This window comes from Caldimonas hydrothermalis, from assembly GCF_056746695.1.
Map to the genome: position 1 here is coordinate 95,588 of NZ_JBWQXA010000002.1, position 20,857 is coordinate 116,444.

Below are 20,857 nucleotides of genomic sequence, written 5' to 3' on the forward strand. Positions count from 1 at the left end.
CAGCCCAGGGTGTCCGGGTGGGCCTGGAAATCTCGCAGAGCCCGATGGGGTCGTCGTCCACCCGGCGCTCGCGCGGCAGCAGCCAACTTGGCTGCGCCGCGGTTTTGATCTGAAGAGAAGGTGGTGGTCGGGGTGAGAGGATTCGAACCTCCGGCCTCTACGTCCCGAACGTAGCGCTCTACCAGGCTAAGCTACACCCCGATGGGACTTCCGCGCGGTCTGTCTTGGCGGTCTGGGCTTGGGTCAAGCAGACCGATCGACCGAGCGAACGCAAAATTCTAGCAGAGCTTCGCGGTAGAGGGAAGCCGGCAGGGCCTGCAGGCATTGTCGGGCCGCGTCGGCCTCGGCGCGGGCGGCTTCGCGCGTCGCATCCAGCGCCCCCGTGCGACGCACGATCGCGAGGATGTCCTTCAGGCGCTCCACCTCGCCGTGCTCGATGGCCTGGCGGATCAACTGCTGCTCCTGCGCGCTGCCGCGTTCCATTGCGATCAGCAGCGGCATCGTGGGCTTGCCTTCGCGCAGGTCGTCGCCGACGTTCTTGCCCAGCGCATCGGTGGAGCCTTCGTAGTCGAGCAGGTCGTCGACGAGCTGGAAGGCCGTACCCAGGTGGCGGCCGTAGTCGGCACAGGCCTGCTCGACCGCAGCCGGTGCGTCGGCCAGCACCGCGCCCAGGCGGGCACTGGCTTCGAAGAGTTTGGCGGTCTTGTAGCGGATGACGCGCAGGTAGGCCTCGATGTCGGTGTCGGGGTCGTGCATGTTCATCAACTGCAGGACCTCGCCTTCCGCGATGATGTTGGTCGCCTCGGCCAGCACGTCGAGCACGCGCATGCGGTCGATGGCCACCATCATCTGGAAGGCGCGCGAGTAGAGGAAGTCGCCCACGAGGACGCTGGCGGCGTTGCCGAACACCGCATTGGCCGTTTCGCGGCCGCGGCGCAACTGGGATTCGTCCACCACATCGTCATGCAGCAAGGTGGCGGTATGGATGAACTCGACCACCGCCGCCAGTTCGTGCCGCTGCGCTCCGTCGAAGCCCAGCGCCCGGGCCACCAGGATCACCAGCTGCGGCCGGATGCGCTTGCCGCCGGCGCTGACGATGTAATGAGCGATCTGGTTGATCAGCGCCACCTCGGAGGCCAGGCGCCGCTGGATCACGGCGTCGACTTCGGCCATCTCGGCGGCCAGCAACTGGGAAAGGGCAGGGGGAGAGGCAGGGGCGGACACGCGAAAGGCCCAGGGACGTGAATCCGCGGATTATAGAGAGGCATGTGCCGGCCTCCGTGGCCGCCTGCCGAGCCTTGTGGGCCGGCAGGCGTCGGTGTGCTATACTTTTGGGCTCGGTCGATTTCGGGCCGGGTATGGGTCATGGCGCCAATCGAGCACCCTTGAGGCCTGCGGGTGACGACCGTCGGCGCAGCGTGCGGGCCATGACGATCGGTGCGGGCCTTCCCTTCGAGGCGCGCGTTTGTGAAAGGGCTGATATGTACGCGGTCATAAAAACCGGTGGCAAGCAATACAAGGTCGCTGCCGGCGAAAAGATCAAGGTAGAACAGATTGCTGCGGAAGTCGGCCAAGAGATCGTGATCGACCAGGTTCTCGCCGTGGGCAACGGCAACGAGCTGAAGGTTGGCACGCCCTTGGTTGCCGGCGCCAGCGTCAAGGCCACGGTGGTGGCTCATGGCAAGCACGACAAGGTGCGCATCTTCAAGCTGCGCCGCCGCAAGCACTACAAGAAGAGTCAAGGGCACCGCCAGACCTACACCGAGCTGCAGATCAGCGCGGTAGCGGCCTGACCCCCCTTCCAGGAGTAAGCAACCATGGCACAGAAAAAAGGCGGCGGTTCCACCCGGAACGGCCGTGACTCCCAACCGAAGATGCTGGGCGTGAAGGTGTTCGGCGGCCAGGTCGTGCCGGCCGGCTCGATCATCGTGCGCCAGCGTGGCACGCGCTTCCATGCCGGTGTGAACGTCGGCACGGGTCGCGACCACACCTTGTTCGCCCTGGTCGATGGTCAGGTGTCCTTCGACGTGAAGGGCCCGCTGAATCGCAAGGTGGTGAGCGTCACGCCGCTCTGAGCGACGACCTTCCCTCGAAGCGAAGCCCCGGCCTGCCGGGGCTTCGTTGTTTGCGCCGCCGCCGCCCCGGCGCCCGGCGCTGCAGTACCATCGCCAACGGTGGCGGGCCCTCGCGCGCGGCCGCTCTTGGTGAGACAGGACATCATGAAATTCGTTGACGAAGCCTACATCGACGTGGCCGCCGGCAATGGCGGCAACGGCTGCGTGAGCTTCCGCCGCGAGAAGTTCATCCCCTTCGGCGGCCCCAACGGGGGCGACGGCGGGCGCGGTGGCAGCGTCTACGCCGTGGGCGACCGCAACCTCAACACCCTGGTCGACTTCCGCTATGCGCGCCGGCACGAGGCGCGTAACGGCGAGCATGGCCGGGGCTCGGACCAGTTCGGCGCCGCGGCCGAGGACATCGTGCTGCGCATGCCGGTGGGCACCATCATCACCGATGTGGACACGGGTGAGGTGGTGGCCGAGCTGCTGGTGCCGGGGCAGAAGGTGCTGCTGGCCAAGGGGGGTGATGGCGGCTTCGGCAACCTGCATTTCAAATCCAGCACCAACCGGGCACCACGTCAGCGCACGATGGGCTGGCCAGGCCAGCAGCGTCGGCTCAAGCTGGAGCTGCGGGTGCTGGCCGACGTGGGCCTGCTGGGCATGCCCAATGCGGGCAAGTCCACGCTGATCGCGGCCATCTCCAACGCGCGGCCCAAGATCGCCGACTATCCCTTCACCACTTTGCACCCCAACCTGGGCGTGGTGCGCGTCGGGCCGGAGCAGAGCTTCGTCGTGGCCGATGTGCCCGGGTTGATCGAAGGCGCCGCCGAGGGCGCGGGCCTGGGGCACCAGTTCCTGCGCCACCTGCAGCGCACCCGTTTGCTGCTGCACCTGGTGGACCTGGCGCCCTTCGACGACGGGACCGACCCGGTCGCCCAGGCCAAGGCCATCGTGGCCGAACTGAAGAAGTACGACAAGACCTTGTACGAGAAGCCGCGCTGGCTGGTGCTGAACAAGCTGGACATGGTGCCCGAGGACGAACGCGCGGCGCGCGTGAAAGACTTCGTCAAGCGCATGCGCTGGAAGGGGCCGGTCTTCGAGATTTCGGCGCTCACGCGCGAGGGCTGCGAGCCCCTGGTGCGGGCGATCTACGATCATGTGGCGGCGATGCGCGAGCCCGACGTGGAAGAGCCCGACGTGCGTTTTGTGCCCGAGGCTGCCACCGAAGCCGCGCCGCCCGCGCCGGTCCACGACCCGGACGATCCGCGTTTTCGCTGAGTCCGTGGTCGCCTCTGTTTCCTCGCTCGCCTGCATCCATGAGTGACGTGCTTCGCAATGCCCGCCGTATCGTCGTGAAGGTGGGCTCCAGCCTGGTGACCAACGAGGGCCGCGGCCTGGATGCCCACGCCATCGGCAACTGGTGCCGCCAGTTGGCGGTGCTGGCCCGTGAGGGCCGGGAGGTGATCATGGTCTCCAGCGGGGCGATCGCCGAGGGCATGAAGCGGCTGGGCTGGAGCAGCCGTCCGACCGAGTTGCACGAACTCCAGGCCGCGGCCGCCGTGGGCCAGATGGGTCTGGCCCACATCTACGAGACCGAGCTGCGCGCCCAGGGCCTGGGCAGCGCCCAGGTGCTGCTCACGCACGCCGACCTGGCCGACCGCGAGCGCTATCTCAATGCCCGCTCGACGCTGCTGACCCTGCTGTCGTTGAAGGTGATCCCGGTCATCAACGAAAACGACACCGTGGTCACCGACGAGATCAAGTTCGGCGACAACGACACGCTGGGCGCGTTGGTGGCCAATCTGGTCGAGGCCGACGTGCTGGTGATCCTGACCGACCAGCGCGGCCTGTATTCGGCCGACCCGCGCAAGGATCCGAACGCCCGCTTCATCGACGAGGCGCGCGCTGGCGATCCGGAGCTGGAGCGCATGGCCGGTGGGGCGGGCTCGAGCATCGGCAAGGGCGGCATGATCACCAAGATCCTGGCGGCCAAGCGCGCCGCCGGCAGCGGGGCCTCGACCGTGATCGCCTGGGGCCGTGAGGCCGACGTGCTGATCCGCCTGGCGCAGGGCGAGTCGATCGGCACGCTGCTGGTGGCCGGCACCGCGAAGCTGGCGGCGCGCAAGCAGTGGATGGCCGACCATCTGCAGTTGCGCGGCGCGGTGGTGGTGGACGATGGGGCCGTCGCCAAGCTGCGCGAGGCGGGCAAGAGCCTGCTGCCCATCGGGGTGGTGCAGGTGACCGGCGACTTCGACCGTGGCGACGTGATCGCGGTGCGGGACACTCAGGGTCGCGAGATCGCCCGAGGCTTGTCCAACTACGACAGCACCCAGGCCCGGCTCATCGCCCGCAAGCCGTCCAGCGAGATCGAACGCCTGCTGGGCTGCCCCGGCGAATCCGAACTGATCCACCGGGACAACCTGGTGCTCGTGTAACGAGCACCAGGTTGCGGCGCAGGCTCATATCGCGCAGCGATGTGAAGGCGCGCAGCGCCGGGCCGGCGCCACAACGACTGTTTGGCGTGCTCGTGTAACGAGCACCAGGTTGCGGCGCGGGCTCATATCGCGCAGCGATGTGAAGGCGCGCAGCGATGTGAAGGCGCGCAGCGCCGGGCCGGGCCGGCGCCACAACGATTGTTTGGCGTGCTCGTGTCACGAGCACATCGCGCACCTTCACCCTTCGTCAGGCTGCGGATGCTCGGCCGCCGGTGCCGCAGAAGGCGTGCGCGGCTCCTCGCGGGCAGGCGGCCGCAGCCCGGAGCGCAGGTAGCGGTTGTGGTGGTGAGGCAGGCGGGGCAGGTAGCGTGCCAGCTCGGTCAGTGCCATCTGGTAGACGCCGCGTTTGAACTCGATCACCGCGTCCAGCGGCACCCAGTAGTCGTTCCAGCGCCAGGCGTCGAACTCCGGGTGGTCGGTGGCGCGCAGGTTCATGTCACTGTCGCGGCCCACGAGCTGCAGCAGGAACCAGATCTGCTTCTGGCCTTTGTAGTGACCACGCGCATCGCGGCGGATGTAGTGCTCGGGCACCTCGTAGCGCAGCCAGTCGCGGGTGCGCGCGACGATGCGCACATGTTCGGGACGCAGCCCCACTTCCTCGTGGAGCTCTCGGTACATCGCCTGCTCGGGGTTCTCGCCGTGTTTGATGCCGCCCTGGGGAAACTGCCACGAATGGGTGCGGATGCGTTTGCCCCAGAAAACCTGGTTCTTGTGGTTGAGCAGGATGATGCCGACGTTGGGCCGGAAGCCGTCACGGTCGAGCATAATCGGACCTCAGATTTTTCAGTTGAATTCATTATTGCACCGGCTCGCGCGGCTGCCTACCGGGCTGCACCCAAGGCGCGCCGGTGTGGCGTCTTTTGCGGCCTGGTCCGTCCCTAGCCCCCACCCCCGTCCATGAAAGCCTCCCAGTTCTTCATCTCCACCTTGAAGGAAGCGCCCGCCGACGCGGAGATCGTTAGCCACAAGCTCATGATGCGCGCCGGCCTGATCAAACGGCTGGGCGCGGGCATCTACAGCTACATGCCGATGGGTCTGCGCACCATCCGCAAGGTGGAGGGGATCATCCGCGAGGAGATGGACCGGGCCGGAGCGATCGAGCTGCTGATGCCGGTGGTGCAGCCGGCCGAGCTGTGGCAGGAGACGGGCCGCTGGGACAAGATGGGCCCCGAGCTGCTGCGTGTGAAGGACCGGCACGACCGCGACTTCGTCATCCAGCCGACCTCGGAGGAGGTCATCACCGACATCGCCCGGCAGGAGTTGCGCAGCTACCGCCAGCTCCCAAAGAACTTCTATCACATCCAGACCAAGTTCCGCGACGAGCGCCGGCCGCGCTTTGGCATCATGCGCGGGCGCGAGTTCACGATGAAGGACGCCTACTCCTTCGACCGCGATCTCGCCTCGGCGCGCCGCAGCTACCAGCAGATGTACGACGCCTATGTGCGCATCTTCGAGCGCCTGGGTCTGCAGTTCCGCGCGGTGGCGGCCGACACCGGCGCGATCGGTGGCGATGCCTCGCACGAGTTCCAGGTGATCGCCGACACCGGTGAGGACGCGATCGTCTACTGCCCGCAGTCCGACTACGCCGCCAACATCGAGCTGGCCGAGGCGGTGGCGCTGATTGCGCAACGCGCCGCGCCCTCGCAGGCGCTGGAGAAGACGCCCACGCCGGGCAAGAGCACCTGCGCCGACGTGGCCGAGCTGCTGGGCCTGGAGCTTTCGCGCACGGTGAAGTCGCTGGTGCTGGCCACTGACGAGAAGAACGAGGCCGGCGAGGTGGTGCGCACCCAGGTGTGGCTGCTGCTGGTGCGCGGCGACCACGATCTCAACGAGGTCAAGGCCGGCAAGCTCGAGGGCCTGAAGGCGGGCTTTCGCTTTGCCACCGCGGCCGAGATCGAGGCGCACTTCGGCTGCCAGCCCGGCTACCTGGGCCCCATTGGGTTGAAGCGGCCGGTCAAGGTGGTGGCCGACCGCACGGTGGCGAACATGAGCGACTTCGTCTGCGGCGCCAACGAGGCCGGGTTCCACTACACCGGCGTGAACTGGGGCCGCGACCTGCCCGAGCCCGACCTGGTGGCCGACATCCGCAATGTCGTCGAGGGCGACCCTTCGCCCGATGGTCAGGGGCTTCTGGCCATCCAGCGCGGCATCGAGGTGGGCCATGTCTTCCTGCTGGGCACGAAGTACAGCGCCGCGATGAATGCGACCTACCTCGACGAGAACGGCAAGCCCCAGCTGATGGTGATGGGCTGTTACGGCATCGGTGTGACGCGCATCTTGGGTGCGGCGATCGAGCAGAACCATGACGAGCGCGGCATCGTCTGGCCCGATGCCATCGCGCCTTTCACGGTGGTGCTGTGCCCCATCGGCTACGACCGCTCGGCGCAGGTCAAGGCCGCGGCCGATCGCCTGCACGACGAACTGGCCGCGCTGGGCGTGGACGTGATGCTCGACGATCGTGGTGAACGCCCCGGCGCGATGTTCGCGGACTGGGAGCTGATCGGCGTGCCGCACCGCGTGGTGCTGTCCGATCGCGGCCTCAAGGAGGGCCAGGTCGAGTACCAGGGCCGGCGTGACGCCCAGGCCACGCCGGTGGCGGAGGCCGAGGTGCTGGCGTTCCTGCGCCAGCGCCTGGGGGCATGAGGCCCGGGCGGACGGTCCATCCCTTGCGGCGCCGGCTGATGCTGGCCGGCGCGGCCGGCCTGATCGTGCCCGCCGCGCCCGCGCAGGCCGGCGGCCAGATCGAGGAACCGCTGGCCGACTCGGTGCGCTCGGCTCTGTCGGCAGCGATCGCCAACAGCGCCCCCCCTAAGCCCAGCTTCACCCGCATCGAGGAACGCTTGGCCTACCTGCGCTGGCTGGGCGAGATGAGCGACCGCCTTCGCCGGCGCAAACCGGACCTCACCACACGCCTGGAGTTCCTGGAGACGCTGTGGTACGAGACCACCCGCGCCGGCCTGGAAAAGGCGCTGGTGCTTGGCCTGATCCAGGTGGAAAGCGCGTTCCGCAAGCACGCGGTGAGCCGGGTGGGTGCGCGCGGCTACATGCAGGTCATGCCTTTTTGGAGCCGCCTGATCGGCGATGGCGATCCGGCCAAGCTCTTCCACATGCAAACCAATCTGCGCTTCGGCTGCGTGATCTTGCGCCACTACCTGGACATGGAGAAGGGCAACCTCTTCATGGCCCTGGGGCGCTATAACGGCAGCCGCGGCCGCGCCGAGTATCCGAACGCGGTTTTTGCCGCGCGCGCACATTGGGTCTACGACCCGCCGGCCGGGCCGGCGGGTGGTCCGCAGGTCACCGGCGGGTGAGCCGGGCCTGCGTTCACAGGCCCTGCCAGGCGCGGGGCGCAGCTTCGCCGAAGCCCAGCAGGGCGAGCACGCGCTCGATGCTGTCGTTGACGAGTGCGTCGATGCTGTCGGGGCGGTGGTAGAAGGCCGGCAGCGGCGGAAAGACGATGCCGCCCATCTCGGTGACGGCCGTCATGTTGCGCAGGTGAGCCAGGTTGAAAGGGGTCTCGCGCACCATCAGCACCAGGCGCCGGCGTTCCTTGAGCGTGACGTCGGCCGCGCGGCTGAGCAGGTTGTCCGACAGGCCCAGCGCCACGGCGGCCAGGGTCTTCATCGAGCACGGCGCGATCACCATGCCGGCGGTGGGAAAGCTGCCGCTGGCGATGGCCGCGCCCACGTCGCCGGGCGCATAGGCCACGTCGGCCAGGGCTTCGAGCGCGCGGCGGTCCAGGCCCAGCTCGTGATGGGCATTGAGCACCCCGGCCGACGAGACCACCAGATGGGTGCGTGCGCCCAGCGTGCGCAGCCGCTGGAGCAGGCGCACGCCGTAGATGGCGCCGGTCGCCCCGGTGAGCCCGACGACGATCTGGGGGGCGCCCACGAGGCTGGCCTTATCGGGCGGCGCCCAGCACCTGCTGCAGTTCGCCCGACTGGTACATCTCCATCATGATGTCCGAGCCGCCGATGAATTCGCCGTTGACGTAGAGCTGCGGGATGGTGGGCCAGTTGGCGTATTCCTTGACGCCTTGGCGGATGGCTTCGTCTTCCAGGACGTTGACGGTGGTCAGGTCGCTCACGCCGCAGGCCTTGAGGATCTGCACGGCGCGGCCCGAAAAGCCACACATCGGGAATTGTGCAGTGCCCTTCATGAAAAGCACCACACGGTGCGATTTGACGAGGTCGTCGATGCGTTGCTGAACGTCGTTCATGGTGGGGCGGGCGGCGGGGGCCGCATCGTGGAATGGCAGCCCACAGTGTATCGGCCCCGGTCTGTCCCCGGGGGATGAGGGGCCAAGCCCATTCCTCAGGGCGGCTCTGGGGCGGGGGCGGTGTCGAGGTGGACGCGCACGGCTTGGCAGCTGGCCGTCAGGAGATCGTTCAGTTGGGCCAGGTCGGTGGCCTGCACGGGCAGCCCCGATTTGCAGCGGGCCTCCACTCGCGCGGCCTGGTGATGCAGCCGCACCAGGCCCAAGCTGGCCGACGCGCCCTTGAGGCTGTGCGCTTCACGCTGCACCGCCAAAGGGGAGGCGTCGGGCGGGAAGCGGCCTCCTGCTTCGTAGAGTCGCAAGAATTGCTGCAGGGCTCGGCGATGGATGTCCTCGCGCTGGGCGCACAGACGCACGCCCAGCGCCACGTCCAGCAGGGCCAGGTCCTGGTCGGATGGCAGCGCGCAGCGGTCCGGGGCTTGCGGGCCGGTCGGGGCGGGGGCAGTTTTCGTCTGGGACGGTCGCAGCCGGGCCAGCGTGTGGCGCAGGGTGACGGTGTCGATGGGCTTGGTCAGGTGCTCGTTCATGCCCACGGCCAGCGAGCGTTCGCGGTCTCCGGACATGGCGTTGGCCGTCATTGCAACGATGGGCACATGGGCGGCATCGCCCGGCAGCGCACGGATGCGGCGTGTGGCCTCGAAGCCGTCCATCTCCGGCATCTGCACATCCATCAGGACCACGTCGAATTTGCGCCGCTGCACCTCGGTGACGGCCTGGGCGCCGTTGTCGACGGCCGTCACCCGGGCGCCGGCCCGTTCGAGCAGGGCCACGGCGAGCTCGCGGTTGAGCGGGTTGTCCTCGGCCAGCAGGACACGCAGGCCGTCCAGCCGGGGAACGGATGCGAGCGGGCCGTCGCCGTCGCCGGCCGATCCGCGGGCATCCCGTTCCAGCGGCAACTGGAACCAGAACAGCGAGCCGCCGCCGGGGGTGGAGCGCACCCCGATGCGTCCGCCCATCAGGTCGAGCAGGCGGCGTGAAATCACCAGGCCCAGGCCTGTGCCGCCGAAGCGGCGCGTGGTCGAGGCATCGGCCTGGGTGAAGGCTTCGAACAGCCGCGCCTGCTGCTCCTCGTTCAGGCCGATGCCGGTGTCCTCGACCTCGAAGCGCACGGTGGGCCGCTCGACCGGCACGGCGTCGGCCAGGCGGACGCGCAACTGCACCCGTCCATGCTCGGTGAACTTCACGGCATTGGACAGCAGGTTGGTGAGGACCTGACCGAGCCGCGTCGGGTCGCCCACGCAATGCTCGGGCACGTCCGGCGCGATCGACACCTCCAGCGCCAATCCCTTGGCCTGGGCTTGCAGGCGCACCATGTCCAGCGCGCTGCCCACCAGAGCCGGCAGCGAGAAGGCGGCGTGGTCCACGTCGAGCTTGCCCGCCTCGATCTTGGAGAAGTCCAAGATGTCGTTGAGCACGGTCAGCAAATTGCGCGCAGCGGCATTGGCTTTGGCGATCTGGTCGTGCTCGCGCGGGGGCAGCCCCGCACCCAGTGCCAGCTCGGTCATGCCGATGATGGCGTTCATCGGGGTGCGGATTTCGTGACTGACATTGGCCAGAAACTCGCTCTTGAGCCGGTTGGCGTCCTCGGCGGCGGCCCGGGCACGCTCAATGGCTTCGGTGGCCTGGCGCTCGGGGGTGATGTCGAAGGTCAGGCCCACGGTGCCGGTGGGCTGTCCGAGCTCGTCGTGCGTGCTGCGGGCCACCACCCGCACATGGCGCACCTCGCCATTGGGACGCACGATGCGAAACTCCGAGGTCTTGCCCTGCGGATGCTCGTGCACACGGACGATTTCTTCCGCCAGTCGCGATCGATCGTCCGGGTGCACGCATGCCAGCCACGCGGCGCGGCTGGGCTGGAACTGGGCCGGATCTTGGCCGTAGATGCGGTACTGCTGCTCGTTCCACTCGACCGTGCCGTCGCTCAAGCGGTTGCTCCACACGCCGATGCCGGCGGCGGTGATGGCCAGCTGCAAGCGCTGGGCCAGTTCCTCGGCGCGATGAGCCGTCTCCACCTGGGGCGTGATGTCCATGTCCAGGCCGACGGTGCGCACCAGCCGGCCATTGGCGTCTCGCTCGTTGCGGGCCACCGAGCGGATGTGCCGCGTGCCGCGCGCGGGGTGTTCGATGGTGTACGTGATGTCGAAGGCCGGACAGGCGGGGTCTTTCAGACAGGCGTAAATACGCTGCCGCGTGCGCTCGGCCACCCCGGGGCTGAGTGCCGACTCCCAGGCTTGGCGGTCGCGGTTGAGGTCGATGCCATACAGCTCTTGACCGCGATCGTCCCAGTGCAGGCGGCGCGTGCGCGCGTCGTAGACCCACACGGAAGCGTCCACGGCCGACAAGGCGATGCGCAAGCGATCGTTGATGTCTTGCAAGGCTTGTTGGGCCGCCAGGTCCTCGGTGATGTCCCAATTCACCCCGACCAGGCGCAGCGCGTGCCCCTGTTCATCGCGCTCGACGTGTGCCAGGCCGCGCAGCCAGCGCAGCCCGTCGCTGCGCAAGACGCGGAACTGCGACTCGTAACGTTGCTCGCCGTCGATGACCCGTTGCAGGGCTTCGGTGGCGCCCTCGCGGTCGTCCGGATGGATGCACGAACGCAGCAGCTCGCGGGTGGGCACGGCATCCGGGGGCAGGCCGAACAACTCACGCTCCAGCGCATCGATCTCAAAGCGTTGGGTGCGCACGTCGTATTCCCAGACGCCCAATCGAGCGACTTCGGTGGCCAGACGCAAGCGCTGCGATACCCGGTCCAGCCTCTCGCGCGCTTGCACCTCCTCGGTCACGTCGATGTTCATGCCATAGGCGCGACGGGCCCGTCCTTGGGCATCGCGTTCCACATGGGCCAGGCAACGGATGTGACGCAATCCGAGGCGCGGCAGCTGCACTTGCAGCGTTTGCTCCACTTGCGGCTCTTCGCCTTGGAGCAAGCGGGCGACGAAGGCCCGGAAGTCGTTCAGGCTTTGCGGCGCGATCATCGTTTCCAGCGCGTCGAAGCGGCTCAGTTGTTCGCGCGGCGCGCTGTCAGGCGCGGCGTCTGCACCCGGGGTGCGCCAGATCACGCCGCAGCGCTCGTCATATTCCCAGACCATGCCGGCAGCGGCCTGGACGGCCAGATCGTGGCGACGCAGCACGGCTTGCAAGTGGGCCTGGGCTTGGGCATCGGCCGTGACGTCCTGGTCCAGCCCGATCAGACGCATGGCGCGGCCGTCGGGGCTGCGTTCGACCTCACCGACCGAATGCACCCAGCGCAGCTCACCGTCCGGGCGCACGACGCGGTAGCGGCATTCGTAAAGGGCCTGCGCTTTCAAGGCCTGAGTGAAGGCGTGGCGCACCCGTTCCAGGTCCTCGTGATGCACCGCGCGCAGCCAGTCCTCCAGGCGAGGGCGTTCCAGGTCAGGCGCCACACCGTAGAGCTCGCGCTCACGGGCGTCGATGAGGAACTCACGGCGTTCGAGGTCGTATTCCCAAATGCCGAAGCGGCCCACTTGGACGGCCATGGCCAGGCGATGGTGCACTTGCCGCAGCAGCCGGGCCTGCTCAGGCTCGTCCGGGGTGTCGATCGGTGCATGCCGCGACAGCCACACACGCGCAATCCAGACCAGCGCACTCAAAGCGTAGCCCACCCACCATCCGGCAGCCGATGTGGGCGATGCGTAGGCCCACGCCAGCGTGCTCAAGACCAGACCGCATGCACCCAGCCCGTCGAGCACACGCAGCGTCAGCCGGGGGAAGCCGGCTTGAAGGCCAGAGCCCCAACCCCCGCCCCAGCGTGTGCGCGGGGGCGTCGACGACCCAGGCGGGCGCGTGTCGGTGGGGGGCGATCGATTCATGCGTCAGTCAGCACGACGGCAAACACCCACAACCCATCGCGCGTTCGGCGACCAAAGTAACACGCTCATGGGTCCTTGGGGCTCGGGAAAAGGCCTAGCGAATGTGTCATATGACAGACATCGACGCTTGTCGTCACACGTCACCGTCCTGTCATGGCCGGGTCATGGCCGGGTCATGCAATCGCCTTAGCCTTGACGTCGTCTCACTACGGAGCGCCTGATGAGGGACCTGCCATTGCCGACCTTGCCGATTGCCGACATCCGTGCGCCTCGGAGGTCTCTTCACCGCCCCGATGCGGCGCCTGCCACAGCTGAGGGCTCTGCCCGTGCGCGGCTGGAAGTGGTTTGGGCGCGCCATGAAGACGAAGTTCGTGAAGCGCAGCGGCTGAGGTACCAGGTTTTCGCCGAAGAGATGGGCGCCCGTTTGAGCGTGCCCAAAGGCTCGCCACCGGGCCATGACATCGATGTGTTCGATGCCTACTGCGAGCACTTGCTGGTGCGCGCGCCTTCGTGCGATGGCGAGCCTGGCCCGGTCATCGGCACTTATCGCGTGCTCACTCCTGAGGCCGCGCGCCGCGTCGGCGGCTTGTACAGCGAGACGGAATTCGACCTGACGCGACTGCGTCCCTTGCGTGAGCGCATGGTCGAGCTGGGCCGGTCCTGTGTGCACCCGGACCACCGCAGCGGCGGGGCCATTTTGGCCTTGTGGGGGGCGTTGGCTGAGTTCATGGTGCGCAACCGCCTGGACACGATGGTCGGCTGCGCCAGCGTGAGCATGCGCGACGGCGGCCATTACGCGGCCAGTCTGTGGTCGCAACTGCGGGGGACCCACTTGGCCCCCATCGAGTACCGGGTGCAGCCGCGCCTGCCCCTGCCGGTGGACGAACTCCAGCAGGATTTGGCGGTGGAACCCCCGGCGCTGATCAAAGGCTATTTGCGCTGCGGCGCGAAGGTCCTGGGGGCACCGGCCTGGGACCCCGACTTCAACACCGCCGACCTGCCCATGCTGATGCGCATCGCCGACCTGCCGGCCAAGTACCGCCGGCATTTCCTGGGCGAATGAACCCTGCGCCCAGCTCCTGCCCGCATCACGTGCGGTGGGAGCCGGACTTCATTCCCCTTCGCCAAATTTGTCCTCGATGAGCGCGCACAGCGCGTCCATCGCGGCTTGCTCGTCCTCGCCGCAGGTCTCGATCTCGACCTCGCTGCCCAGGCCGGCGGCCAGCATCATCACGCCCATGATGCTCTTGGCATTGACGCGCCGGCCGTTGCGGCTCATGTGGACATCGCTCTTGAAACTGCCGGCCAGCTTGGTGAGCTTGGCCGAGGCCCGCGCGTGCAGGCCGAGCTTATTGCTGATGGTGATTCGTGTTTTGAGCATGGACGGGTGCTTGCACCTGGTTCTGCGGGGCGGTGTGGCCCACCTGCATGATGCCTTGGTTGGCGCCGGCCACCGCGCGCGCGACCAGCACTTCGAGCGGTTCGTGCTGATAGCACAGGCTGCGCCACAGCATGGGCACGTTGACGCCGGCCACCACCTTGACCTGGACCCCGTCGGCCAAGCGCTGGGCGACGTTGCACGGCGTGGCTCCGAACACGTCGGTCAGGATCAGCGCCTCGGGCCTGCGCACGCGCGCCAGCAGGGTGCGTGCACGCGTCTCGACCTCGTCGATGCCCATCTGGGCGGGCACGTCCAGGGCTTCGAGCGTGGCCGCACACTCGGGAAATGTGTGCCGGGCGCAGGCCTGCAGGGCGCTGGCCAGCGGGGCGTGGGCGATGATGAGGAAGCCAGGCATGGGGAACGGGGATGAACGATTATCGACCCATCGCGCCAGGCCGGTGTGTCATTCGGCGGACACCCGGGTCGGGGGGGTGGCGATGCGGCTGGAACGCCAGTGCTGCACGTAGGCCGCGGCCGCCAGCGCGGCGTACAGACCCAGGGCCAGCCGGTAGGCACCGATCACGTCCAGGCCCAGGGCACGCCCCAGATCCACCGCCAGGCCGATGCCCCATTGCATGGCGAACACGCCGGCGAAGATCACCAGGTTGTAGGCCGACAGGGCGCGTCCGGCCAGGTGCGCCGGGAAGGACTGACCCACCAGCGGCTGCGCCAGCGCCATGAAGGTGCAGCTCACGCAGTACAGGGCCCAGTGCCCCGCGGTGGCCTGGGGGCCCAACACCAGGTTCAGGACCAGCACGCCCAGGCTCCAGGGCGCCCCCACCGTGATCAGCCGGGCGGCGGGCCAGCCCCGGGCCTGCAGCCGGGGCATCACCAGTCCCCAGGCGAGGAAGGTCAGCAGCATCGCGGCATTGACGACGAACAGACCGCCGGCTGATTCAGTGGGCGACCAGCCGGCCACATGGACCAGCCAGGGCCCGATCCACAGCGTCTGCAGTGCAATCATGCCCCCGTAGTTGACGAAGCCCAGGCCGGCGTAGCGGCGGAACGCCGGATCGCGCCAGATCGTCCCGTAGCCCTCGCCGGCACCGGCCGCAGGACCGGCCGGTGCCGGCGTGGCCACTGGCCGGTCGCGCGGCACCCACCACAGGCTGGCGATGCTCAGCGCCAGGCAGGCCCCCAGCAGCCAGAACAGCCCGCGCCAGCCCGTCAGCGGCAGCAGCCACTGCACCGGAAGCGTGGAGGCCAGCATGCCCAGAGAGCCCGTCATCAGCATCCACGAGTTCGCGCGCAGTTGCTGGGTGGGGGTGAACCAGCGCCGAAAGCCCGTCAGCGGCGCCATCAGGCAGGCGCTCACCCCCGCGCCGATCAGCATGCGTGCCACCGTCAGCCCGGCAAAGCCCTGCGCCAGCGCGAAGGCGGCGCAGCCCAGCACCGCCACGGCCAGGAAGGCCGCCAGCACCCGGCGGGGGCCGAAGCGGTCCAGCCAGTGGCCCAGGGGCAACTGGGTGGCCGCAAAACCGAGGAAGTAGGCACCCGCCAACAGGCCCAGGTCGCCCGGGCCCAGGCCCAGGTCGGTCGTCAGGGTGGGTGCCAGCGTGGCGGTGACCGCGCGGATCAGCGCCGAAAGAAAATAGGCCCAGGCAAAGACCAGGAAGAGGGCCAGGGCCTGACGCCCCCCCAGGGGCGTGTCGGGGGGACTGGGCGGGCTCATGGCAGGCGCAACCCGTCGAAGAAGGTCTGCACGGCCTCGTCCGGCGGGTTCGGGCCCAGCACATTGACCTGGTGCACGCGGGTGGCGTGGGCGAAGTAACCGGCCACCTGAACGATGGCTTGCCCATCGGGCAGGGTGCCGGCCACGCGCACGCGCAGCGCCTGCGGGTTCGGCGTCATGCCCGGCACCCGCAGGGCCTGGGTCGCCGGTGAAGTTGCCCCAAGGTTGGCCGCCGTGGCTTCCCGCAGCGCACGCAGCGCCGGTGTCACCCGGGCCGGATCGCCCATGTCAGCCCAACTCAGGGCATAGGTGTGCCCACCGGCCGTGCAGGCGTACAGGCTCATGCGCACCCGGGCGCCAGCCAGCTCGACGGTGCGGGCGTGGGTCTTGGGCTTGCAGGGGAACAGGGCGACCAGGGGGCTGTCCTCGGGGCGCACCTCGCGCCAGTCCAGCGTCGGGGCGCAGGCCGACAGGCCGAGCGCAAAGGCCAGGCCGGGAAGCATTCGGGACGACATCGCCCCGATTATCCGTCGGGCGCGACCGTTGGCGCCGGGACCCTTGATCGGGGGGTCGACGCAATTTGTCACATTTCGGAATACTGCGCCCACCGTTATCGACCACATGCCGCTGGAGCGCCCATGGACTTGTCCGAGCTCTCCGGCCCGACGCCCGCTGGGCGCCAGCGGCCGGCTCCCCCTGCGATGCCCGAACCGGCCACCGAGCGCTGGCACCGTCTCCTCACCCAGATCGGCGAGGAGATCGCCGCCCCGCTGAGCAGCGCGCTGGAGCGTGTGCACGGCCTGATCGCCACCGGCCAGATCGATCGCCGCAGCCTGCGCAGCCTGCGCGACGAACTCGAGCGCGCGCGGCGCGTGGGCATGTGCAGCCAGCAGATCGTGCGCTTCGCCTCCGGTCGCGTGCGCCAGAGCGCCGAACGGCTGCACCTGACGCAGACGCTGCAGGGCGTGCTGGCGCACCGCAGCCGCGAGACGCAATCCCACGGGCTGGAGATCCGCCAGGTGCTCAAGCCGGTGGAGGTGATCGTCGACCCGGCGCTGCTGTTCTCCCTGCTCAACACGCTGCTGGACTGGGCCTTGACCCACGCCCAGGGCTCGATCGAGCTGCGCCTGGACACCAAGCCCTGGCCGGTGCAGGCCCGCTTGCTGTGCCGATTCCATCACACCCCGCCCGACGAGGCCGGCACGAACGGCTTTGCGGCCACGCTGGCCCCCCAGGACGGCCCCGCGCTGGACGACGTGAGCTGGTGCCTGGTGCAGCAGGCCGCCGCGACGATGGGGCTGGAGCTGGAACGTCAGGACGGCGAGTCGGCCACCGCCGTGACACTGCTCTTCCCGCGCACCGTCGCCGACGAAATGCCCGGCCTGAGCGTCGTCGAGGAGGACACCGGGTTTGCCGTTTCCTCGGCCAACTCCCGCCCGCTGGCCGGCAGCCATGTACTCGTCGTGGCCTCGCGGCGCGAGGTGCGGGTGCAGGTGCGCGAGGCCATCCGGCACATGGGTCTGGTGGTCGATTTCGTGTCCTCGGTCGACGAGGCGGCCGCCTTCTGCCGCGAAGGCCTGCCACACGCCGTCATCATCGAGTCCATCCTGCGCGGTGAACGCTTCAACCAGCTGCGCGAGGATCTCACCCACGAGGCGCCCGACCTCGTCTTCATCGAGATCGTCGAGGAGGGCGACATGTTCGAGGTCTCGGGCTTCGGCCACGCCTCGATCGCGCGTGTCGGTCGAGGCGCCATCCTCACATCGCTGCCGTCAGCCCTGTTGTTCGAGCTGTCCAAGACGATGTGAGCCCGATATGAGCCGCCGCCGGGCCCTGGCGAACTTTTCGCCCGGTGCGCGAGTCCATCGGTGCGGCCGGGACACCCGCCCGGCCCGGCACCGGTCAGCCCCCGGCCGTACACTGGCGTCTTGCGCATGGAGTTTTCCCCCTGATGAAAAAGCCCACCCTCCTGGCCGCCGCGGTGGTGGCCCTGGCTGTCGCCGCCACCGGCTGGATGGCCCTGTCCCGCGACGAGGCCCCGGCAGTGGACTACGTGTTGCTGGATGGCCGCAAGGAAAACTTCGCCGACCTGCGCGGCAAGGTGGTGCTGGTGAACTTCTGGGCCACGAGCTGCGTGACCTGCGTGAAGGAAATGCCCCAACTCATCGACACCTACCGCCAGTACCGCGAGCGCGGGCTCGACATGGTGGCTGTGGCGATGAGCTACGACCCGCCGGCTTATGTGTCCAACTTTGCCCAGAGCCGCCAACTGCCTTTCAAGGTGGCCATCGACAACACCGGGGAGGTCGCCCGCCGGTTCGGCGACGTGAAGCTCACACCCACGACCTATGTGGTCAACAAGCGCGGCGAGATCGTCAAGCGCTACGTGGGCGAACCTGACTTTGCCCAGCTCCACCAGCTCATCGAGCGACTGCTGGCCGAAGCCTGATCAGGCACGGGCGCGCACGCCCACCACGGCCGCGCCGATGATGAGCGCGGCGGCCGCCAGGATCCACCCCGACAAGCCGCGTCCGGTGACCAGCACCAGCAGCACCGTGCTCGCCAGCGGCGTGAGGTAGCTCAGGATGCCGATGCGCCGCGCATCGCCGGTCTTCAGGGCCTTGTCCCACAGGAAGAAGGCCGCCCCCAGCGGGCCCAGCCCCATCAGCACGAGCAGGCCCCAGTCGGGGGCCGACAGCGCCACACGCGGCTCCAGCAGCCAGTGGCAGGCCAGTGACAAGCCCCCTGACACCAGGCCGAAGAGCCCGATCGCCGCGGTAGGGAAAGGGCCGACGCGGCGCGTCCCCAGCGAATAGCTGGCCCAGATGAAGGCCGAGCCCAGCGCGGCGACATAGCCCCAGGACCAGCCCCCCGCCAGCTCTCGGCCCCCGGCGATGGCCAGACCGGCTCCTGCGAAGCCCGCCAGCGCGGCCACCACGTGCACCACGCTCAGGGTCATCCCCGGCAGGAACAGCGGGGCCATCACCACGATCAGCAGCGGCCACAGGTAGTTCACCAGATTGGCCTCCACTGCCGGCGCGTGGCGCAGCGCGATGAAAAGCAGGAAATGGAAGCCGAAGAGCCCGTACACGCCCAGCGCCAGCGTGCGCAGCGGGATGCGCCACTGCCGCCACAGCGGCCAGGCCGGCACGCTGCCGATCACCAGCGCCGCGCCGGTGAGCAGGAAGGGCGGCACATGCGACAAGGCCACGCCCAGCGTGGCCAGCAGGGCCCACAGCGCAATCGCGCCCAGGGCGTAAAGGTGGGAAGCGGTGGTGCCGCGGCTCGCGGCCAGGGTCGCAGGGTTCATGGCGGGAGAGCATAGCGGCGAGCCGGCGGCGCGATCGTCGCGCCACGCGGGTCGGTCGTCGCGTATCGCCGGTCAGCCGGCGGCACGCCGCAGCGCCGCCGTGAGCGCCGACGGCGAACGGTAGCCGCAGCGCTGCGCCACCTGCTGCACCTGCAGCCCCTGAGCGCGCAGCCAGCGGGCAGCGGCCAGGCGGCGTTCGCGCACGTAGGCCATCGGGGCCTGGCCCGTCTCGGCCAGGCAGCGGGCGGCGAACTGCGACGGGCTCAGGCACACCTGTGCCGCCAGGTCGGCCACGCCCAGCGGTTCATCCAGATGGGTGTCGATCCAGGCGTCCAGCCGGCCCCAGTCGATGGGCCGTCGCGTGCCGCGCGGCAGGGCGACTTCGCCGGGCAGGGTGGACAGCAGCAGCGCGGTGGCCGGGCCTTGCAGGTCGGCCAGGTCGTGGCGGCTGGCCAGGAAGCGCAGCAGGTGCAGGGCCGAGCCGTCGGCATCCAACACACGGCCGGCCAGGGCCGCGAGCACGGGGCTGGCGGTGTCGTCGGCATCGAGCACGAAACAGGTGCTGCCGCCAGCCGACCAGAAGTCATGGCGGTCGCCGGGGGCGATGACGGCCACGCGGCCTGCGGTCATCCGCGTGCCGCGGCCTTCGATCTCCAGTTCCAGGGCGCCTTGCCAGCCCCACAGGAGCTGGAAGTGATCGTGGGCATGGCTGCCCTTCGATTCGCCGTAGCAGCGCCGGCTCAGGCGGGCGGCCATGTCCATGCTCACACGGCGTTGGCCACACCCGCTTCGTGAGCCTGCTGGTCGGCGTGATAGCTCGAGCGCACCAGCGCGCCCACGGCGGCGTGGGTGAAGCCCATCTCGTAGGCTTTTTCCTCGAACATCTTGAACACCTCCGGGTGCACGTAGCGGCGCACCGGCAGGTGGTGGTTCGAGGGGGCGAGGTACTGGCCGATGGTGAGCATGTCGATGCCGTGCTCGCGCATGTCGCGCATGACCTGCAGGATCTCCTCGTCGGTTTCGCCCAGGCCCACCATCAGGCCGCTCTTGGTCGGCACGTGGGGGGCGAATTCCTTGAAGCGCTTGAGCAGGTTCAGGCTGTACTGGTAGTCGGAGCCCGGACGGGCTTCCTTGTACAGCCGCGGCACCGTCTCGAGGTTGTGGTTCATCACGTCGGGCGGCGCGGCCTTGAGGATCTCCAGCGCGCGGTCCATGCGGCCGCGGAAGTCGGGCGTGAGGATCTCGATCTTGGTTTGCGGCGAGAGTTCGCGCGTGCGGCGGATGCAATCCACGAAATGGGCCGCGCCGCCGTCGCGCAGGTCGTCACGGTCCACGCTGGTGATCACCACGTACTTGAGCTTGAGTGCGGCAATCGTCTTGGCCAGGTTGAGCGGCTCGTCCGCGTCCAGCGGGTCGGGGCGGCCGTGGCCGACGTCGCAGAAGGGGCAGCGGCGGGTGCACTTGTCGCCCATGATCATGAAGGTGGCCGTGCCCTTGCCGAAGCATTCGCCGATGTTGGGGCAGGAGGCTTCCTCGCACACCGTGTGCAGCTTGTGCTCGCGCAGGATCTGCTTGATTTCGTAGAAGCGCGTGCTGGGCGAGCCGGCCTTCACGCGGATCCAGTCCGGCTTCTTCAGCTGTTCGGCCGGCACGATCTTGATGGGGATGCGCGCGGTTTTGGCCTGGGCCTTCTGCTTGGCCGTGGCGTCATAGGCGCCGCTGGGCTGGGCCTCGTGGACGACGTTCGGGGTGGACATGCGCGGGTGCTCCGTCTCA

General features: G+C 68.7%; 21 protein-coding genes and 1 tRNA gene. 9 read left to right on the plus strand and 13 right to left on the minus strand.

Annotated features, from left to right (window positions below; all coding sequences use genetic code 11):
- Positions 1–124 precede the first annotated feature (124 nt).
- Positions 125–201: transfer RNA gene (locus AC1ECW_RS03755), tRNA-Pro, on the minus strand.
- 42 nt (positions 202–243) lie between these two features.
- Positions 244–1,188: an octaprenyl diphosphate synthase gene (gene ispB, locus AC1ECW_RS03760; RefSeq protein WP_481201321.1), complete on the minus strand. Its 945-nt coding sequence runs from the start codon at positions 1,186–1,188 to the stop codon at positions 244–246.
- A 293-nt stretch (positions 1,189–1,481) separates the two neighbouring features.
- Here ispB and rplU point away from each other — a divergent pair, with 293 nt between their 5' ends.
- The 4 genes from rplU (at position 1,482) to proB (ending at position 4,492) form a co-directional block, all read left to right on the plus strand.
- Positions 1,482–1,793 carry a 50S ribosomal protein L21 gene (rplU, locus tag AC1ECW_RS03765; RefSeq protein WP_409702213.1) on the plus strand — a complete coding sequence of 104 codons (312 nt, stop codon included), beginning with the start codon at positions 1,482–1,484 and terminating at the stop codon, positions 1,791–1,793.
- A 24-nt stretch (positions 1,794–1,817) separates the two neighbouring features.
- Complete coding sequence (rpmA, locus tag AC1ECW_RS03770; RefSeq protein ID WP_409663566.1) at positions 1,818–2,075, plus strand: 50S ribosomal protein L27; 258 nt, start codon at positions 1,818–1,820, stop codon at positions 2,073–2,075.
- Between the two features lie 144 nt (positions 2,076–2,219).
- The gene (gene cgtA, locus AC1ECW_RS03775; RefSeq protein WP_409663563.1) at positions 2,220–3,335 is read left to right on the plus strand and encodes an Obg family GTPase CgtA; all 1,116 of its coding nucleotides are present in this window, start codon (positions 2,220–2,222) and stop codon (positions 3,333–3,335) included.
- Positions 3,336–3,373: 38 nt separating this feature from the next.
- A complete protein-coding gene (proB, locus tag AC1ECW_RS03780; protein ID WP_481201231.1) occupies positions 3,374–4,492 on the plus strand; it encodes a glutamate 5-kinase in 1,119 nt (372 codons plus the stop codon).
- Between the two features lie 237 nt (positions 4,493–4,729).
- Here the strand turns inward: proB and AC1ECW_RS03785 are convergent, their stop codons facing one another.
- Positions 4,730–5,317, minus strand: a complete 588-nt coding sequence (locus tag AC1ECW_RS03785) for an RNA pyrophosphohydrolase (protein WP_409657813.1) — start codon at positions 5,315–5,317, stop codon at positions 4,730–4,732.
- 132 nt (positions 5,318–5,449) lie between these two features.
- Between AC1ECW_RS03785 and AC1ECW_RS03790 the strand changes: the two genes are divergently transcribed.
- Positions 5,450–7,195, plus strand: a complete 1,746-nt coding sequence (locus tag AC1ECW_RS03790) for a proline--tRNA ligase (RefSeq protein WP_481201232.1) — start codon at positions 5,450–5,452, stop codon at positions 7,193–7,195.
- Complete coding sequence (locus AC1ECW_RS03795; RefSeq protein ID WP_481201233.1) at positions 7,192–7,863, plus strand: lytic transglycosylase domain-containing protein; 672 nt, start codon at positions 7,192–7,194, stop codon at positions 7,861–7,863. Before AC1ECW_RS03790 ends, AC1ECW_RS03795 begins: the two co-directional genes overlap by 4 nt.
- A 13-nt stretch (positions 7,864–7,876) precedes the next feature.
- On the opposite strand, the gene AC1ECW_RS03800 is transcribed toward AC1ECW_RS03795, so the two are convergent.
- The 3 genes from AC1ECW_RS03800 to AC1ECW_RS03810 all read right to left on the minus strand — a co-directional run bounded on the left by AC1ECW_RS03800 (position 7,877) and on the right by AC1ECW_RS03810 (position 12,505).
- A complete protein-coding gene (locus AC1ECW_RS03800) occupies positions 7,877–8,443 on the minus strand; it encodes a UbiX family flavin prenyltransferase (protein ID WP_409657822.1) in 567 nt (188 codons plus the stop codon).
- Between the two features lie 10 nt (positions 8,444–8,453).
- A complete protein-coding gene (gene grxD, locus AC1ECW_RS03805; protein WP_481201234.1) occupies positions 8,454–8,771 on the minus strand; it encodes a Grx4 family monothiol glutaredoxin in 318 nt (105 codons plus the stop codon).
- Positions 8,772–8,866: 95 nt separating this feature from the next.
- Entirely contained in the window at positions 8,867–12,505 is a 3,639-nt protein-coding gene (locus AC1ECW_RS03810; RefSeq protein ID WP_481201235.1) for a hybrid sensor histidine kinase/response regulator, read from the minus strand.
- A 373-nt stretch (positions 12,506–12,878) separates the two neighbouring features.
- Here AC1ECW_RS03810 and AC1ECW_RS03815 point away from each other — a divergent pair, with 373 nt between their 5' ends.
- Positions 12,879–13,721: a GNAT family N-acetyltransferase gene (locus AC1ECW_RS03815; RefSeq protein ID WP_481201236.1), complete on the plus strand. Its 843-nt coding sequence runs from the start codon at positions 12,879–12,881 to the stop codon at positions 13,719–13,721.
- Between the two features lie 48 nt (positions 13,722–13,769).
- On the opposite strand, the gene AC1ECW_RS03820 is transcribed toward AC1ECW_RS03815, so the two are convergent.
- From AC1ECW_RS03820 to AC1ECW_RS03835, 4 genes are read right to left on the minus strand one after another with little or no spacing between them, the layout of a single operon-like run.
- Positions 13,770–14,039 (minus strand): HPr family phosphocarrier protein, encoded by a 270-nt coding sequence (locus tag AC1ECW_RS03820; RefSeq protein WP_409702171.1) that lies wholly within the window; start codon positions 14,037–14,039, stop codon positions 13,770–13,772.
- A complete protein-coding gene (locus AC1ECW_RS03825) occupies positions 14,008–14,454 on the minus strand; it encodes a PTS sugar transporter subunit IIA (RefSeq protein WP_481201237.1) in 447 nt (148 codons plus the stop codon). The genes AC1ECW_RS03820 and AC1ECW_RS03825 overlap by 32 nt, the downstream gene beginning before the upstream one ends.
- Positions 14,455–14,502: 48 nt before the next feature.
- The gene (locus tag AC1ECW_RS03830; RefSeq protein WP_481201238.1) at positions 14,503–15,771 is read right to left on the minus strand and encodes an MFS transporter; all 1,269 of its coding nucleotides are present in this window, start codon (positions 15,769–15,771) and stop codon (positions 14,503–14,505) included.
- Positions 15,768–16,286 (minus strand): hypothetical protein, encoded by a 519-nt coding sequence (locus AC1ECW_RS03835; protein WP_409702177.1) that lies wholly within the window; start codon positions 16,284–16,286, stop codon positions 15,768–15,770. The genes AC1ECW_RS03830 and AC1ECW_RS03835 overlap by 4 nt, the downstream gene beginning before the upstream one ends.
- Positions 16,287–16,409: 123 nt before the next feature.
- On the opposite strand from AC1ECW_RS03835, the gene AC1ECW_RS03840 reads away from it, so the two are divergent.
- A complete protein-coding gene (locus AC1ECW_RS03840; protein ID WP_409702179.1) occupies positions 16,410–17,579 on the plus strand; it encodes a hypothetical protein in 1,170 nt (389 codons plus the stop codon).
- Between the two features lie 143 nt (positions 17,580–17,722).
- A complete protein-coding gene (locus AC1ECW_RS03845; RefSeq protein WP_409702181.1) occupies positions 17,723–18,220 on the plus strand; it encodes a TlpA family protein disulfide reductase in 498 nt (165 codons plus the stop codon).
- Here AC1ECW_RS03845 and AC1ECW_RS03850 read toward each other — a convergent pair whose 3' ends face one another.
- From AC1ECW_RS03850 to lipA, 3 genes are all read right to left on the minus strand, one after another.
- Entirely contained in the window at positions 18,221–19,081 is an 861-nt protein-coding gene (locus AC1ECW_RS03850) for a DMT family transporter (protein ID WP_481201239.1), read from the minus strand.
- Between the two features lie 72 nt (positions 19,082–19,153).
- On the minus strand, positions 19,154–19,843 hold the full coding sequence (locus tag AC1ECW_RS03855; RefSeq protein ID WP_481201240.1) for a helix-turn-helix domain-containing protein: 690 nt from the start codon (positions 19,841–19,843) through the stop codon (positions 19,154–19,156).
- A 2-nt stretch (positions 19,844–19,845) separates the two neighbouring features.
- Positions 19,846–20,838 (minus strand): lipoyl synthase, encoded by a 993-nt coding sequence (gene lipA, locus AC1ECW_RS03860; protein ID WP_481201241.1) that lies wholly within the window; start codon positions 20,836–20,838, stop codon positions 19,846–19,848.
- Positions 20,839–20,857 lie beyond the last annotated feature (19 nt).